Origin of the sequence: Janthinobacterium agaricidamnosum (assembly GCF_003667705.1) — a bacterium.
Taxonomy (GTDB): Bacteria; Pseudomonadota; Gammaproteobacteria; order Burkholderiales; family Burkholderiaceae_D; genus Janthinobacterium.
On the sequence record NZ_CP033019.1, the window covers coordinates 2,057,733 to 2,074,075 of the forward strand.

16 protein-coding genes are annotated in these 16,343 nt (G+C 64.7%); 10 read left to right on the forward strand and 6 right to left on the reverse strand.

Annotated features, from left to right (window positions below):
* Positions 1-8 precede the first annotated feature (8 nt).
* A complete protein-coding gene (locus D9M09_RS09500; protein WP_162995618.1) occupies positions 9-758 on the forward strand; it encodes a nucleotidyltransferase domain-containing protein in 750 nt (249 codons plus the stop codon).
* Here the strand turns inward: D9M09_RS09500 and D9M09_RS09505 are convergent.
* A complete protein-coding gene (locus D9M09_RS09505; RefSeq protein ID WP_121669141.1) occupies positions 755-2,989 on the reverse strand; it encodes a TonB-dependent siderophore receptor in 2,235 nt (744 codons plus the stop codon). The genes D9M09_RS09500 and D9M09_RS09505 overlap by 4 nt on opposite strands.
* A gap of 335 nt (positions 2,990-3,324) precedes the next feature.
* Between D9M09_RS09505 and D9M09_RS09510 the strand changes: the two genes are divergently transcribed.
* Positions 3,325-4,185 (forward strand): hypothetical protein, encoded by an 861-nt coding sequence (locus D9M09_RS09510; RefSeq protein WP_162995619.1) that lies wholly within the window; start codon positions 3,325-3,327, stop codon positions 4,183-4,185.
* A 7-nt stretch (positions 4,186-4,192) separates the two neighbouring features.
* On the opposite strand, the gene D9M09_RS09515 is transcribed toward D9M09_RS09510, so the two are convergent.
* From D9M09_RS09515 to D9M09_RS09525, 4 genes are all read right to left on the reverse strand, one after another.
* On the reverse strand, positions 4,193-4,591 hold the full coding sequence (locus tag D9M09_RS09515) for a bacteriohemerythrin (protein ID WP_121669143.1): 399 nt from the start codon (positions 4,589-4,591) through the stop codon (positions 4,193-4,195).
* 299 nt (positions 4,592-4,890) lie between these two features.
* A complete protein-coding gene (locus D9M09_RS28870; RefSeq protein WP_162995620.1) occupies positions 4,891-5,046 on the reverse strand; it encodes a hypothetical protein in 156 nt (51 codons plus the stop codon).
* A gap of 140 nt (positions 5,047-5,186) precedes the next feature.
* Entirely contained in the window at positions 5,187-5,372 is a 186-nt protein-coding gene (locus D9M09_RS09520; RefSeq protein WP_070222074.1) for a hypothetical protein, read from the reverse strand.
* A gap of 130 nt (positions 5,373-5,502) precedes the next feature.
* Positions 5,503-8,028 (reverse strand): PepSY domain-containing protein, encoded by a 2,526-nt coding sequence (locus tag D9M09_RS09525; RefSeq protein WP_121671025.1) that lies wholly within the window; start codon positions 8,026-8,028, stop codon positions 5,503-5,505.
* Between the two features lie 198 nt (positions 8,029-8,226).
* Between D9M09_RS09525 and D9M09_RS09530 the strand changes: the two genes are divergently transcribed.
* The 3 genes from D9M09_RS09530 to D9M09_RS09540 all read left to right on the forward strand — a co-directional run bounded on the left by D9M09_RS09530 (position 8,227) and on the right by D9M09_RS09540 (position 11,633).
* On the forward strand, positions 8,227-9,327 hold the full coding sequence (locus tag D9M09_RS09530; RefSeq protein ID WP_121669144.1) for a branched-chain amino acid aminotransferase: 1,101 nt from the start codon (positions 8,227-8,229) through the stop codon (positions 9,325-9,327).
* Positions 9,328-9,397: 70 nt separating this feature from the next.
* Positions 9,398-10,114 (forward strand): ribonuclease T2 family protein, encoded by a 717-nt coding sequence (locus tag D9M09_RS09535; RefSeq protein WP_121669145.1) that lies wholly within the window; start codon positions 9,398-9,400, stop codon positions 10,112-10,114.
* A 106-nt stretch (positions 10,115-10,220) separates the two neighbouring features.
* Entirely contained in the window at positions 10,221-11,633 is a 1,413-nt protein-coding gene (locus D9M09_RS09540) for an MFS transporter (protein WP_121669146.1), read from the forward strand.
* A gap of 4 nt (positions 11,634-11,637) precedes the next feature.
* Here D9M09_RS09540 and D9M09_RS09545 read toward each other — a convergent pair whose 3' ends face one another.
* Positions 11,638-13,272: an acyl-CoA synthetase gene (locus tag D9M09_RS09545; protein ID WP_121669147.1), complete on the reverse strand. Its 1,635-nt coding sequence runs from the start codon at positions 13,270-13,272 to the stop codon at positions 11,638-11,640.
* A gap of 115 nt (positions 13,273-13,387) precedes the next feature.
* On the opposite strand from D9M09_RS09545, the gene D9M09_RS09550 reads away from it, so the two are divergent.
* The 5 genes from D9M09_RS09550 (at position 13,388) to D9M09_RS09570 (ending at position 16,324) form a co-directional block, all read left to right on the forward strand.
* Positions 13,388-14,089 (forward strand): Crp/Fnr family transcriptional regulator, encoded by a 702-nt coding sequence (locus tag D9M09_RS09550; RefSeq protein ID WP_070222062.1) that lies wholly within the window; start codon positions 13,388-13,390, stop codon positions 14,087-14,089.
* A gap of 62 nt (positions 14,090-14,151) precedes the next feature.
* On the forward strand, positions 14,152-14,745 hold the full coding sequence (locus D9M09_RS29600; RefSeq protein ID WP_240453597.1) for an AraC family transcriptional regulator: 594 nt from the start codon (positions 14,152-14,154) through the stop codon (positions 14,743-14,745).
* Between the two features lie 36 nt (positions 14,746-14,781).
* Positions 14,782-15,168: a DUF2946 family protein gene (locus D9M09_RS09560; RefSeq protein WP_162995621.1), complete on the forward strand. Its 387-nt coding sequence runs from the start codon at positions 14,782-14,784 to the stop codon at positions 15,166-15,168.
* Between the two features lie 62 nt (positions 15,169-15,230).
* On the forward strand, positions 15,231-15,827 hold the full coding sequence (locus D9M09_RS09565) for an SCO family protein (protein ID WP_121669149.1): 597 nt from the start codon (positions 15,231-15,233) through the stop codon (positions 15,825-15,827).
* Between the two features lie 20 nt (positions 15,828-15,847).
* On the forward strand, positions 15,848-16,324 hold the full coding sequence (locus tag D9M09_RS09570) for a copper chaperone PCu(A)C (protein ID WP_205602345.1): 477 nt from the start codon (positions 15,848-15,850) through the stop codon (positions 16,322-16,324).
* Positions 16,325-16,343 lie beyond the last annotated feature (19 nt).

Below are 16,343 nucleotides of genomic sequence, written 5' to 3' on the forward strand. Positions count from 1 at the left end.
CACCGGCTTTGACGACGATCCCCACCTATGAGACCATTCGCGCGATTGCCCAGAGGCTGGTGCACGAGCGCTATCCCACGGCCGTGGCGGCCATCATCGGCGGCTCGTTCGCCACGGGCCGGCAAACGCCTACTTCCGATATCGACTTGCTGCTGCTGTTCGACCACGTCGATTGCGCCTGGCGCGACACCATCGTGGCCGAGGGGCGCACAGTGGAATTGTTCGCGCACGACGTGGCCACGTTCACGTATTTCTGCAAGGAAATGGATGCGCCCGGCGGCACGGTGCCGCTGGCGATGATGGTGGCGGAAGGGGAAAACATCGTCGCCGCCGGCGACGCCTATGCGCAGCTGCACGCGCTGGCGCACGCCTTCGTCACGGCCGGGCCGCCCGTGCTCGACGCGGAAAACCTGCAGCGCCGGCGCTACGCCATCACCACCGCGCTGGAAGACCTGGTCGACAGCACGCACCCGGGCGAGGCGCTGGCCGTCGCTTGCCAGCTGTACGAAGCGCTGGCCGACCTGCACTTGCGCGCGGCGGGGCAGTGGAGCGGCGGCGGCAAGCACCTGTTCCGCCGCCTGCAGGCCTTCGACGCCGTCATCGCCGGGCAGCTCGACGGCGCGCTGCGCCTGGCCGCCGCCGACTTGCCGGCCGGCCAGCGCGCGTTCGGGCAAGTCGCCGCCGCCGTGCTGGCGCCCGTGGGCGGTCCCTTGCTCGACGGCTTTACCCTGCCGGCGCCCGCGCACTGGCGCGCTTAAAACATCGTGCGCAAGCTCAGGCTGATGTTGCGCGGTTCGCCCCAGAAGACGCCGTCGAAGAAGCCCACGTTGCGGTAGTACTTTTTATCGAGCAGGTTATTCACGTTCAGCTGCACGCTGGCGTGGCGGTTGAGCGCATAGCTGGCCATGGCGTTGACCAGCGCATAGCCCGCTTGCGGAATGTCGGTGATGGTTCCCGATGGCGGGCGGCCGTACCACGATTCGCTGTAGGTGGCGCTTTGCGCCGTCATGCTGGCGCCCGCCCTCAAACCGGCCAGGCGGCCGTCGAAGCGGTAGCTGGTGGCCAGGCGCAGCAGGTGGCGCGGCTGCGTGGTGGCGGCGCGGCGGCCATCGGCCTCGGCCGCGTGCAGATAGGTATAGCCGCCGCTCGCTTCCCAGGCGGGCGATAACTGGCCGGAGACGTCGAACTCGACGCCCTTGGCCGTCACGCCGGTGCCATTGGCCGCCATGGCCTGGCCGCCGTCGGGCAGCAAGAAGCCGGGCGGCACCGTGCGGTCGAGTTCCGCCATGTTCTTTTTCTTCGTATGGAACAGGGCGGCCGACGCGTTCAGCTTGCCTTCATAAAATTCGCCCTTGATACCCAGTTCCGCATTGTCTCCCGTTTCCGGCGCCAGGAACTTGTTGTTGCGGTCCTTGCTCGATTGCGGGTTGAACAGCTGCGTGAAGCTGGCGTAGGCCGAATACTGCTTGTTGATATCGAACACGGCGCCCACATACGGCGTGACTTCATTGCGCGTTTCCACGAAGTCGCCGCTGCCCGTGTACGCGCCACGCGTATCGTAGCTGCGCGTATCGGTGCGGTAAGTGCTGCTGCGCGCGCCGATGATCAGGTGCAGCGGGTCGGCCAGGCTCAAACGTGTGGCCACGTAGCCGCCTGCCAGGCGCGTGACGGTTTCCGTGTGCGAGCCGTCCGGGTGGAACACGGGGCGGGGGATGTTGCCCGTCCAGCTACGGTAATCGGGGACGACGTTCGGGTAGTTGATTTCCGCCTCGCCGCCCAGCGAGCGGGCGCGCTGGTTGCCGCCGTTCCAGCCGACGATGGCCGTATGCTTGCGCCCCAGCAAGGTAAACGGGCCGCTGGCGTACACGTCGAAATTATCGCCCGTGGTCTTGCCCGGGCCATAGGCGCCCGTCCACAGGAGCATGCCTTCGCCCGTGGCCGGATCGGGCTTGCCGCCGCCCGCATAGGCGACGGTGGTGCGGTTCGTGCTTTCCGTGCGCGCATAGCCAAGGTGCATGTTCCAGTTGCCGGGCAGGCGCTGGTCCAGCGACGTGAAGATGGTGTGCTGCTTGTTGGCCCAGGTGCTCCAGGGCGTCGTGAGGCTGGTGTTGCGCGGCAACCTGGCCAGGCTGCCATCCGCATTCCAGTACGGCACGGCACCCCAGGTGGCGCCTGTCGGCTTGTTGTCCTGGAAGTCGACGCCCGCCGTCAGCAGGGTGCCGGGACGCACGTCCGCCTCAAGGATGGCCATGCCCACCGTTTTGCGCTCGTGATACATGTCCAGGTAGGAATCGCGTTTTTGCCAGGCCAGGGCCGTGCGTGCGCGCACGCTGCCCTCCGCGTTCAGGGGCGTGGACAGGTCGGCTTCGAAGCGCTGGTCATCCCAGCGGCCCATGATGAGACCGGCGCTGGCCTGGAAGTCCTTCGCCGGACGCTTGCGTATCATGTTGATGGTGGCGGACGGGTCGCCCTTGCCGCCCATCAGGCCCGTGGCGCCGCGCACGACTTCGATGCGGTCGTACAGGATGGTGTCTTGCAGCGGCGCATTGCCGCCGCGCGCCATGCCGTCGATCTGGAGATTGTTGATGCCGAAGCCGCGCGCATAAAATGTCGTGCGCTCCGTGTCGTTCTGGCCCACCTGGATGCCTGTCGTCTGCGCCAGCGCCTGGTCCAGCCGCACGGCGCCCAGGTCGTCGAGCAGCTGGCGCGTGATGACGCTGACCGATTGCGGCGTCTCGCGCAGCGACAGGTCCATGCGCGTGGCGCTGCGCGCTTCGCCGGCCGTGTACGACTGCGTGCCTTCCGTCGTCGCGGTCGACTGGCCCAGCACGGTGACGGCGGGCATGGTCACGTCGGCTGCGGCGGCGTCGGCGGCCTGTGCCGGCAGGGCCACGCCGGCGGCAAGACTGAGCAGGCTGATGTGTAATAAACGGGGGAGGGCGCGCAAGGCGGGCTGGCGCGAAGATGAGAAGGCTGTCGTTGATTGCATTATTTTCCTGGATATTTTTAGTCGTGAGTGTTCCTATCTCGTCTGGCGAGCTGCGCAGTAGCTGGGGGATGGCGTAACGCTGGCCCGTGGTCTGGCTTGGATAGCAGTTCCACCGCAAGGCCCGGCGCGGACGGGCAGTGGAAAAGAAAGGCGCGCGATTTCTGTCACTTTTGTGAATAAGAATCATTATCAATATAGGTGATATTTGCCAAATAATCAAGCGTGTGCACCAAAGGAGTGCAGGCGGGAGTGCAGGCAGACCCGGGGCGGCGCATCGGCTTGCCTTCTGCGATAATGCAGGCGCTGACAAATATTTTCCTTAATGAAAGAAATGCATGCGTACATGGATCGCTTGTGCCGGATGGTTGTGTGTCGTTTCGCTGGGTCAGGCCCAGGAACACGCGCCGCCGCCGGCTGCTCCCGCGCCGCTGCAGAGCGCCAGCGTGCCGCCCGCCGCCGATGCCGTTGCGCCACCGCTTGCGCCGGCCACATCCGCGGCATCAGCACCCAAGGCAACGGCGCCAGCAGAGGAAGCCTTGCCACCGCAAACGGTGACGATCACGGCCACCAGCGATGCCAAGGCGCCGCACGTGCGGTTCACGGCATACCGTGAAAGTTATCTGACGGCCAGGAAAGTGTGGCAAGTGTCGAGCGGCAGCGTGGTCATGGCCCTGCGCCTGATTCCTGCCAAGCTGAGCGCCACCATCGACGATGTGCGCGTGGCCTTGCAAGGCAATGGCGCCCCCATGCCGATCAAGGTGTCGGCCGGCGGCGTGTTTGTCGTGCCGCTCAACGATGATATTGCCGCGCAGGACGGCACGTTTTTGGTGAACAAGGGCAGGGGCGAGCTGACGGCCAATATCGTGCTGCAGCCGTCCGTGGCGCGCGATGCGTGGAACGTCACGCGCGTGGGGCAGGTCTTGCGCGACGCCCGGCGCGCCGTGCGGGCCATCACGCCGTGGTACAAGCGGCCGTTCGCCAGCGACGTGCAATCGCTGGCCTTTTGCGCGGCCGAGCGGGGCAGCGCCTTGCAATTGATGGATGGAGAACAGCTGATCGCAACGCTGCCCATGAACGAGGCGGCCGTCAACGACATCAACCAGCCCGTGTTTTGCAAGATTTTCGACGGCGAAGACAAATACCCGGGACACTACCGCGTGGTCATGCCCGAGCAGGCGACGGTGCTGTTGCTGTAATGAACTGCTAGTTAGGCTGGCGCTGCACCAGTTCCAGCGCCGCCGCCAGGGCCAGGTCCATGGTGGCCTGGTGGAAGATCAGCCACTGCGGCAACAGCGACAGCGCATGGCGGCCCTGTTCCAGGTCGCCTTCATCGACGGCGGCCCAGGCATGGTGCAAGCCGCTGAGCACGCGGGCATGCTGTTCGCGGTGGTTGGCCAGCGAGGGAAAGCCGATTTGCTCCATCAAATCTTCTTCCTCGCGGAAATCGCGTTCGACGGCCGCAATCAGCTCGCGAAACGCCACGCTGAAATGCTGGTCGCTTAAATGCCCCAGCCGTGCCAGCTCCTGAAACAGCGCCTCATGCGCCTCGTCGATGGCGGGAACGCCCAGCGCCATCTCATCTTTCCAATGCGATTTACCCATGCCGATGCCCCCGGTGAAGTCCGTCGCGGCGCGAAGCGGACTGTTCCAGTGTGGACGCAGCGAAGGGCGAAATCCATGATCTGGATCAAAAGTATGGTGAAGAGGGGAAGAGGAAAGCAAGACAAAGACAAATGGACGAAGGGAACAATTCCCCACTCGCAATAAAGCGGTCTTAACGATGCGCCGTGTTACCGAGCGCCGCTGAAAAACGCCGCTGGCAAGGCGTCTTTGACGCAGACAGTACGCTAGTACGGCAAGTCAAAGCAACGCAGCCAGCGACGTTTTCTCAGCCGCGCGTCTTATTGCCGAGGCCAGCGGGCCCACAGAGCTTGCGCATCGACATTCGGCACCTGCAACTGCTGTCCGGCCGACGTCTGCATCGCATCCCTCAGCACGAGGGGCACGAGCATCAGGGCCGACAAGGCAAGGCAGAGCAGCACTTTGAGCGTCAACATGGTCGTCTCCCGGTGTCCCGGCGGCGGCGCGGGGATGCGGCGCCTGCCGGTCACGTCCTATGTACTACCATGCTTGCAGTTTAGTTCATCTGATTGAAACTTCAACTAGTTGCTGTGATGCACTGCACCAGTGACGCCTCTTATTTGGCCTTGCGGCTGCGCCGCGGCTTGCCTGCGGCGGGCAGGAAAGAGTCGAACCACACTTGCGTCAATTGCCGCGTATTTTTCGCCGCTTCGCGCTTGACGGCGGCCGTGGCGTGGCCGCGCGCCGTGTTGGCGATGCGGTTGGCGGCGCTCAGGTACATGCTCATCCAGGGGTTCTTCATGGCTAGCCTCGCAAACAGTGGGTGGGGGCGGCGCGGATATGCCGCCATGCCGCTACTGTAGTCCGATGGCCGGCGCTGACCGTGCGGCGGCCCACATAGCCGGGCGGCGCTGGCAATGTGCTGAGGCAGATCAATACACGTCGCGGCGGTAGCGCCCGGCCGCCAGCAGGGCGTCGAGACCGTCCTGTCCCAGCACTTCTTGCAGTACAGCATCGATTCCCGCCGCCATGCCTTGCAGGCTGCCGCACACGTAGACGATGGCGCCTTGCGCCAGCCAATCGCGCAGCTCGCCGACGTTGGCGCGCAGGCGGTCCTGCACGTATTCGCGTTTGCCGCCTTCGTTGCCGTCGCGCGAAAAGACACGGTCCAGGCGCGCCAGGTGGCCAGCGTCCAGCCAGCCTTGCAACTCTGCGCCGCAGACGCTGTCAACAGCTTGCTGGCGCTCGCCGAACAGCAGCCAGTTGCGGGCCAGCCCCGCCCGCTGGCGCGCGCGCAGGTGTGCCCGCAGGCCGGCCAGGCCGGAACCATTGCCGATATAAATGCAGGGCACGTCGACCAGGGCGGGCGCGAAGGCGGGATTGGCTTGCAGGCGCAAACGGATGCCGGCGCCCAGCGGGGCGAAGCGCGTGAGCCAGCCGGAACAGAGACCGTACCCGTCGTTTGTGCCGCCCGCGTGGCGCTCCTGGCGCACCAGCAATTGCAGTTCGCCATCGGATGGCAGCGAAGCGAGCGAATAGCTGCGCGGCGCATGCTGGGCACTTTGCGCGTCGCCCTCGCTGCCATCCGCGTTGCAGGCGATGATTTCCGCCAGCGCGCCCGCTTCCCAGGCAGCATCGGCGGGGCCCGTCAAGGTGATTTCATGCAGTTCGCCGCCCAGGCTGCCCGGGTTCAGCAGCACGCGGCGCGTCAGGCGCCATTCGGCGTACGACGCTTCTTCCTGTACGCCGATGGCGTCGATGGCGCTGCCGCTGCAGCGGGCCAGCGCTTGCGACCAGGCGGCCAGGGCGGCGGGGTCATGCTTGTCCACTTCGATCAGCGGGAACATGGGCGTGGCGCCCAGTGCTTGCAATTGTTGCGCCAGCGCATGGCCAAAGCCGCAGAAGGCGCCGTAATGGCGGTCTCCCAGGGCCAGCATGCCGAATTCCAGGCCGGCCAGCGGCGTGCCCGCCGTTTGTTGCAGCAGGCGCGCGAAGCGGCGCGTGCCGTCCGGCGCCTCGCCTTCGCCAAAGGTGCTGGCGACGATCAGGGCCCGTTCGTACTGGCGCAATTGCGCGGGATCGAAACGGTCCAGCGACTGCACGTCGACGGCCACGCCCGCTTGCTGCAGGGCGCGCGCGCTTTCCAGGGCCAGGCGCTCGGCCTGTCCCGACTGGCTGGCGTAGGCCACCAGGGTCGGTAAACCTGTGTCCGTCTTGCCCGGTGCGCCGGCGCCCAGCAGAGCGCGCTGCGCTTGCACAGCCCGCTTGGCCTTGCGGCGGCCCAGGTACAGCATCCAGCCCGTGATGGCGAACAGGGGCAGGCCCAGGCTGGCCAGGGTGACGATGATGCGGCCGGGCAAGCCAAAATACGTGCCCATGTGCAGCGGATAAATGATGTTGACGAGGCGCTGCCCCAGCGCCTGCTGGCTGTACGGTTCGTTTTCCGTGAGCGTGCCGTCGGCCGGCGCAATGCTCATGCGGCTGCGCGCCCGTTCGTGCGGCGCATCGCCGGCCAGCCACGTGAATTGCACGGCTTCGCCGGGGCGCACGGGCAGACGCACCGTAGCCAGGGTCCAGCCGGGGGCGTGCTGCTGGAAAACGCTCCAGGCCAGGCCGATGTCGGCGACAGGCGATGGCTCCTGCCGCGCCCCTTTCTTGCCGGGCGCCTGCGCCGTCCGGGGCGGCTTGCCGGCCCAGGCGTCGATATTGTCGCGCACCACGTCATAGCTCCAGTAGATGCCCGTCAGGGTCAGCGCCACATAGACGACCAGGCACCAGGTGCCGGCCACGGCGTGCAGATTCCACAAAAAGGAGCGGCCTTTTAATGCCGGATCGAAGGTCAGCCAGGTGCGCCAGTCCAGCGGACGGCGGGGCCAGCGCAGGTACAGGCCGGACAGTGCCAGGCCCAGCAGGCACAGGGCCAGCGCGCCCGCCACTTGCCGGCCCGGGTCGCGCGGCAGCAGCAGCCAGCGGTGCAGCGATTCCGTCCATTCGAAAAATGCGGCGCCCGCCAGCGCCGGCTGGGTCGCGCCCGTGTACGGGTGCAGATAAACGGACTCGCCGCGCCGCTGGCCATGCTTCGGCGCGAAAAACAGGCGGGGCGCCGCGCCCGCCTGCGCATACATGGTGACCGAGGCCACGCGCTGGCCGTGTTCGGCTGCGGCAATGCTGCTCAGCTGGGCCGGCGTCAGCGGGGCGCGCGTTTCCACGGGGACATGGCGCACGCCGGGGTTAATAACGTCGAGCAATTCATCCTTGAAGGCCAGGGTGGCGCCGCTCAGTCCGATGATCACCAGCACCGTGCCGGCCGTGATGCCGATGAACCAGTGCAATTGAAACCACACCTGCTTCCAGTTCCAGTGCCAGCGCCGTTGTTGCGGGACGGCAAGCTGACGAGTCTGCGTCGCCTCATCGGCGCCGGCGCGCGGCAGGGGGTGTGGAAGGGAGTAGGTCGTCATGAAGCGGCTTTCGATAGCGCCGCCATGCGGGGCATCAGGCATGGCGGGGAAGAAGGAGGATTGACATAGTAACGCAAACGAGAATCATTCGCAAATGATGACTCCCTGTTTTCGCGGGGTGGTGGCCATTCTCGTTTGCCTGATCGGGCGCTGGAGGCGCTACAATAGGGATACTGTTCACTAGTTCCCATTGCTGCCATGACCACTTCCACACCGAATCTCGTCGTCACCCCGTCCGCCCACCCCCTGTCCGACGCCGAGCGCGCCGCGCGCATGGTCAACCCGGCGTTTGGCCGCATCTTCACGGACCACATGGTGGTGATTCCTTACCGCGACGGCAAGTGGCAGCAGGGCGAACTGAAGGCCTACGGCCCTTTGACGCTGGACCCGTCCGCCTCGTCGCTGCACTACGGCCAGGCCATCTTCGAAGGTTATAAAGCGTTTGCCCAGCCCGATGGCAGCATCAAGACTTTCCGCCCGGAACAAAATGCCGAGCGCTTCAACCGCAGCGCCGCGCGCCTGGCCATGCCGGCCATTCCCGTCGAGCTGTTCCTGGAAGCGGGCGATGCGCTGATCGCGCAAGACCGTAACTGGGTGCCGAAGAACACGGGCGAGAGCCTGTACATGCGTCCGCTGATGATCGCCACCGACCCCTACCTGGGCGTGCGTCCATCGGAAGAATACCTGTTCGTGCTGTTCGCCTCGCCGGCCGGCGCCTACTTCCCGAAAGGCGTGAAACCCGTCACCGTGTGGATCAGCGAAGACTTCGTGCGCGCCGCGCCGGGCGGCACGGGCGAAGCCAAGTGCGCGGGCAATTACGCGGCCAGCCTGATGGCCCAGTCGCAAGCGCAAGAAAAGGGCTGCGACCAGGTCGTGTGGCTCGACGCCGTGCACCGCGAGTTCATCGAGGAAATGGGCGGCATGAATCTGTTCTTCGTCTACAAGGATGGCGAGAAAGTCACCGTCGTGACGCCGGAATTGACGGGCACCTTGTTGCCAGGCATCACCCGCCGCAGCCTGCTGGAAATGGCGAAAGACCTCGGCTATGCGACGGAAGAGCGTAAATTGTCCGTCCAGCAATGGCGCGACGACATCGCCTCGGGCCGCATGACCGAAGTGTTCGCCTGCGGCACGGCCGCCGTCATCACGCCCGTGGGCGTGGCCAAGGCCAATGGCTTTGAAATGACCATCAACAACAATGAAAACGGCGCCGTCACCCTGGCCCTGCGCGAAGCGCTGCTGGGCTTGCAGCATGGCACGGCACCGGATACGCACGGCTGGATGCATACCGTCTGCTAAGTTGATGGTGTAATTTCACTACTGCGCCGGCACCCAGTTGCCGGCGTTTTTATATCTTGAAGGAAATACGATGAAAATTCGCTCTATCCTGCCTGCCTTGGCCGCCGTTTTCCTCAGCCTGTCCGCCGGTGCCGCGTACTCAGCCGACGCCACGTGCGCCATTCCCCGCAACGTCAGTTATTACGACTACGACGTCAAGCCGTCGGACGAGAAAAACACCTGCTACAAGCAAAGCACGAACGTGCCCACCGATTACTTCATGCTGGCGCTGTCGTGGTCGCCAGGCTTCTGCGACAGCCAGCGCCGCCGCGGCGAAGTGTCGAAGAAGGCCGCCTTCCAGTGCGCCGAGAGCAACCACTTCGGCTGGATCGTGCATGGCTTGTGGGCACAGTCGAATAACCCGGGCACGTGCGAAGACATTTCCGTGACGCCGCCGCGCAAGACGGAGATGCATCCGCGTTATTGCAAGGGCAATTTGCCGAAGCTGGCGCCGTCGGACATCCTGCCGTACATGTGCATGCAGCCCGGCGAAGCCTTGCTGCAGGGTGAATGGGAAAAGCATGGCGCCTGCGATTTCGATACGGCCAAGCAGTATTTCGAGAAGGAACGCGAACTGTTCCAGGCCTTGAAGTTGCCGGATTCCACCATGCCGAAAAACGCGCTGTTCCAGTGGATGAAGCAGCACAACCCGCAGTTGAAAGGCCGCTGGCTCGGCTATGAAAAGCACTCGGGCGAGTTGCGCATCTGTTATTCGAAAGATTTTAAAGTGATCGACTGCCAGAAGTGATGTTGGGTGAAATCGGCGGGCCTGCCCGGCAGAGTCCGTCCATCCATGCTAGTGTCTTGCCTGCGGCACCGTATGCCGCCCCGGACGGGCTAGACGAACAGGCAACATGATGAAGCAGAAAAACAAGGCGCAGCCTTTCCTCGTGGGCGAGGACGGCTTGCCGCCCGGCGCCCGTTTATGGGCCATGCTGGCGCTGGCCATCGGCGTGGGCATGGCCTCGCTCGACACGGCGATCGCCAACACGGCCTTGCCGGCCATCGCCAGCGAGCTGCACACGACACCGGCCGCCTCCGTCTGGATCGTGAATGTGTACCAGCTGGCCATGGTGGCGACCTTGCTGCCGTTTTCCGCCCTCGGCGAAATCGCTGGCTACCGCCGCGTGTTTATCTCCGGCATGTTCCTGTTTACCTTGGCGTCGCTCGCCTGCGCGCTGGCCTGGTCCTTGCCGTCGCTGGTGGTGGCGCGCCTGTTCCAGGGCGTCGGCGCCAGCGCCATGATGAGCGTCAACACGGCGCTGCTGCGCGCCCTGTACCCCAAGCATTTGCTGGGCCGCGCGTTCGGCAACAATGCGCTGGTGGTGGCCGTCGCGTTCGCCATCGGGCCCACGGCCGCTTCGCTGATCCTGGCGACGGCGTCGTGGCCATGGCTGTTCGCCATCAACGTGCCGCTGGGCGTGGCCGGTTTTTTCCTGGCCAGCCGCATGTTGCCGGCGACAAAACTGTCTGGCCACACGCTCGATGCGCGCACGGCGCTGTACAACGTGGGCGCCTTCGGCTTGCTCATCTTGCTGTTCGGCGACGCGGCCCATCACGCGGACCTGTCGACCTTGCTGCCGGAACTGGTGGCCGTGGTGGTCTTTTTTATGTTGCTGCTGCGCCGCCAGGCCGGGCATGCGGCACCGATGCTGCCGATCGACCTGTTCCGCCGCCCCCTGTTCTTGCTGTCGTCGCTGACGGCCATCTGCACGTTTGCCGCGCAGGGGCTGGCGTTCGTCTCGCTGCCATTCTATTTTGAAGTCACCCTGGGCCGCTCTCCCGTGGAAACGGGATTTTTGATGACGCCGTGGGCCGTGCTGGTGGCCGTGATGGCGCCTTTGGCCGGGCGCCTGAGCGACCGCTATTCGCCGGGGGTGCTGGGCGGCATCGGCCTGGCGGCGCTGGCGGGCGGCTTGCTGACACTGGTGTGGATACCGGCGCATCCGAGTGCGTTCGACATCGGCTGGCGCATGGCCTTGTGCGGCATCGGTTTCGGCTTTTTCCAGGCGCCCAATCTGAAAGCCATCATGGGCAGCGCGCCGCCCGAGCGGGCCGGCGGCGCCAGCGGCGTGGTGGCCACCTCGCGCCTGATCGGGCAAGCGACGGGCGCGGCGCTGGTTGCGTATTGTTTTACTGTTTCCGCCAGCCGGGGCACGACGTACGCGCTGTGCCTGGCGGCAGGGTTCGCCGCCGTGGCCAGCATCGCCAGCTTTTCGCGCCTGGTGGTGGCGCAGCCGGCGTGGCTGGCTGGCAAGGACAATTAAGCGTCTAGACGTCGATGGCCTTGTCCGAATGCATGCGCTTGCGCAATTCGAACTTCTGGATCTTGCCCGTCGACGTACGGGGCAGGGGGCCGAAATAAATGGCTTTCGGCACCTTGAAGCCCGCCAGGTTGTTCTTGCAGAAGGCGATCAATTCCGCTTCCGTCACCGTCGCCCCTTCGCGCAGTTCGACGAAGGCGCACGGCGTTTCGCCCCATTTCTCGTCGGGCTGGGCGATGACGGCGGCGGCCAGCACTTGCGGGTGATGGTACAGCGCATCTTCCACTTCCACGCTGGAAATGTTTTCGCCGCCCGAGATGATGATGTCCTTGCTGCGGTCCTTCAGCTTGATGTAGCCGTCCGGATACATCACGCCGAGGTCGCCCGTGTGGAACCAGCCGCCCGCGAACGCTTCCTGCGTCGCCTTTTCATTCTTTAAATAACCCTTCATGCAGATGTTGCCACGGAACATGATCTCGCCGATCTGTTCGCCATCGGCCGCCACCGGTTCCATGGTTTCCGGGTCCAGCACGGCCACGGCGCTTTGCAAGTGGTAGCGCACGCCCTGGCGCGATTTCAATACGGCCCGCTCTTCCTGGCTCAAGGCCGCCCACTCGTCCTGCTCGGCGCAGATGGCGGCGGGGCCGTAGACTTCCGTCAAGCCATACGAGTGGATCAAATCAAAACCCATGGCTTCGATCTTCGCCACCATGGCCGCCGGCGGCGGCGCGCCGGCCACCATGCCGCGCACGGTCCAGTCGATTCCCTCGCGCCAGTTGGCGGGCGCGTTGGCCAGCGCCGCATGCACGATGGGCGCCGCGCAATAGTGGGTGATGCGCAATTCGCGCATCAGGTCGAACACGAGCTTCGGTTCGAACTTGCGCAGGCACACGTTGACGCCCGCGCGGGCGGCCACGGTCCACGGGAAGCACCAGCCGTTGCAGTGGAACATCGGCAAGGTCCATAAATACACGGCATGCTTGGGCATGTCCCACTCTAATATGTTCGACAGGGCATTCAAGGCCGCGCCGCGGTGGTGGTAGACGACGCCTTTCGGGTCGCCCGTGGTGCCGGACGTGTAGTTCAATGCGATGGCGTCCCACTCGTCCGCCGGCGGCTGCCAGTCGTAATCGGGGTTGCCGCTGGCCAGCAAGGCTTCGTAGTCGAGGTCGGAAAACGCATCCACTTCCGGTCCCAGCACGTCGTTGACCTGGATCACGCGCAAGCCGGGAATCTGCGCCGCCATCTGGCGCGCCAGTTCGGCAAATTCCGTATCGGCCAGCAAGACTTTCGCCTGGCCGTGGCGCAGCATGAAGGTCAAGGAGGCCAGGTCGAGGCGGATATTGAGCGCATTGAGGACGGCGCCGGCCATGGGAACGCCAAAGCTCGCTTCCACCATGGCGGGCGTGTTCGGCAGCATCACGGCCACCGTATCGCCCGTGCCCACGCCCAGCTTGATCAAGCCGGAGGCCAGGCGGCGCGTGCGCGCATAGGTCTCGCGCCACGTCTGGCGCAGGCTGCCATGTGCAATTGCCAGGCGATTGCCATATACTGCGGCTGCCCTGGCGATATAGTCGAGCGGGGTGAGGGCGGCGTAGTTGGCGCTGTTTTTGCCGAGGCCGGTGTTGAAATCAGCAGTCATGCTTGTCTCCTGTTAAATAAAATTCTGTAGCTCCCTGTTTCGGGATTGATACCGGTTAGCATAGCACCGGCGCTGGAAAATCACTGTCATCTTAGTGACAGGTCTGAAGGATGGAATGGATAGCAACGATAGTGTAGACCTTGCAATGCTGGAACTCGACAGCCACGACTGGTTCGCGGCCCTCGATGCGCGGCATCAGACTCTGTTGCGCGCAGGCAGCGTGCTTCGGCATTTCGAGGCGGGCGCCTTCATCACGCGGCGCGGCGAACCGTCGGCGCACTGGATCGGCGTGCACACGGGCTTGATCAAGCTGGCCGTCTACAACGCCGATGGGCGCGGCGCCACGTTCTCCGGCGTGCCGGCCGGCGGCTGGAGCGGCGAGGGCAGCGTGCTCAAGCGCGAATTGCGCCGCTACGACGTGGTGGCCGTGCGCGCATCGAGCATCATCCTCGTGCCTGTGGACCTGTTTCATCTGCTGCTGGCCGAGAGCCTTTCCTTCAATGCCTTCGTCATCCGCCAGCTGAACGAGCGCATGGGGCAATTCATCGCCACCATCCAGAACCAGCGCCTGCTGGCCGTCGACGCGCAGGTGGCGCAAGCGATCGCGCAGCTGTTCCACCCCATGTTATATCCGCGCACTTCCCGCGTGCTTGAGCTGTCGCAGGAAGAAATCGGCTTGCTGACCGGCATTTCGCGCCAGCGCGTGAACCAGGCGCTGGGCCATCTGGCCGAACTCAAGCTGATCAGCATCGCCTATCAATCGATCCGCGTCGTCGACCTCGATGGCTTGCGCCGTTATGGCGTAGCGTCGCTGTGATGACAGACTGCTTGCGCGATGTGTGGCATGCTGGCGGCTGGCTTATGACATTGAATTGACGCATGGCACTCGTTTCCGATCATCCTCTGCACTTGCTGGGCTTGCGCTTTCCGCTCCGGCTGCGCGTCACCGTGCGCCAGGGTTTTGTCACCTTGCATAATGAAATCGCCACCAAGAAACTGGCCAGCGGCGACAGCTTCGTCGTGCCTGCCTTCTTGCGCTTTGCCTGCGACGTGATGCCGGGGCGGGGCAAGCCGGCCGTGTTCACCTTGGCGCTGGAAGGCGATGAAGCCGATGGCGGCCACGGCGGCGGCAAGCGCTGGAGCCAGGCGCTGGCGCAGCACATCTTTGATACGCCGCAAGGCAAATGGACGGCGGCGCGCCTGGCGGCCCTGTGGCAAGTGACGCCGCACAAGGCGCGCGCGCGCCTGTTTGCCGAGGGCGAGGCATTGCTCAGCCTGGTACGCGAACAGCGTCTGGCGCACGCGCTGCACACGGCGGCGCAAGCGGACGCCGATGGGGAAGACGGCGAGCGCGACCTGGCGCAAGTGGCGGCCGGCTCCGGCTTTGCCTCGATCCCCGCATTTTGCGATGCCTGCGTGGACGTGGCGGGCGTGCGTCCCAGCCTGTTCCTGCGGGGACAGGCGCCCGGATAGCCAGACTCCGTTATAATCGGGGCCATGGGATCTTTATTGAAACGCAAACAGTGGCATATGTGGTTCGCCTGCCTGGCGCTACTGCTCAATGCGCTGTCGCCGTCCCTGTCGTATGCGTTTGCCTCGTTGCACGCGAACGCGAACAATGCCGCCGTCGAAATCTGTTCGGCCAGCGGCGCCGTCTATACGCAGGCGGACCTGGCGCCAGCCGCCAGATCCACCACCGATTCCGTGCTGCACCACATCGAACATTGCCCGTTCTGCATGAGCCATGCGGGCAGCGTGGGCTTGCCGCCGTCCTCATCCTCGCCGCTGGCCGTCATCACGGGCCACGATCACTATCCGCCATTGTTTTACCAGGCGCCCAAAGCGCCGTTCGCGTGGCTGGCCGCCAGTCCGCGCGGTCCGCCTTCGGCTGCCTGAACGCAGCAGTCATACCTTCCACGTCTTAACCGTCTCCACTACGCCCATCGGGCCAGAATGCCATGAAACGTCGTCTTTTCCTTCTCGCCGGCACGGCGGGATTGCTCACGCTTGCCGCTTGCGAACAAGCGCCGAAACCCCATTACAACGGCCTCGACCTGACGGGAGGCGATTACAAGCCCGACTTCAAGTTGAGCGGCCCCGACGGCAAGGTCTACACCCTGGCCGACTTCAAGGGCAAGTATGTGATGGTCTTCTTTGGCTTCACGCAATGCCCGGACGTGTGCCCGACAGCCCTGTCGCGCGCGCTGGAAATCCGCCAGAAACTGGGCGCCGATGCCGACAAGCTGCAAGTGCTCTTCATCAGCATCGACCCCGAGCGCGACACGCCCGAGCTGCTGGGCGAATACATGCGCGCCTTCGACCCCAGTTTCCTGGGCTTGCGCACGGACCCGAAGGACACGGCGCAGACGGCCTTCAACTACAAGGTCTTCTACCGCCGCGTGCCGAGCGGCAGTTCGTACACGATGGACCACACGGCCATCAGCTACGTGCTCGACACCGAGGGGCGCATGCGCCTGGGCCTGAAGCACCAGTTGACGGGCGATGAGTGCGTGCAGGACATCAAGACCCTGATGAAATCGAAATACACCTTGTAACTATCACGAAAGGAATAATCATGACCCATCTGAAAACCCTGCTGGCCACGGCCCTGACCGTGCTGTCCTTCTCCGCCGCTGCACAGACGTCCGTGCAGATTAGCGACCCGTGGGTGCGCGCCACCGTGCCGCAGCAAAAAGCCACGGGCGCCTTCATGCAGATCACGGCGCCGAAAGCCATGCGGCTGCTGGAAGTGCGCTCGCCCGTGGCGGGCGTGGCGGAAATCCATGAAATGAGCATGACGGACAATATGATGCGCATGCGCCAGGTCAAGGAAATCGCCTTGCCAGCCGGTAAAGCCGTCGAACTGAAGCCGGGCGGCTACCACGTGATGCTGCTGGACCTGAAAGGGCAGGTGAAGGCGGGCGACAAGATCCCGCTGACCCTGGTCGTCGAAGGCGAGGACAAGCGCCGCGAAACCATCGAAGTCAATGCCGTGGCCCGTCCGCTGGGCGCCAGCTCGACGTCAACTGCGATGCCGGCGATGAAGCACTAAGCCTTCCGCTGTCCCTTGA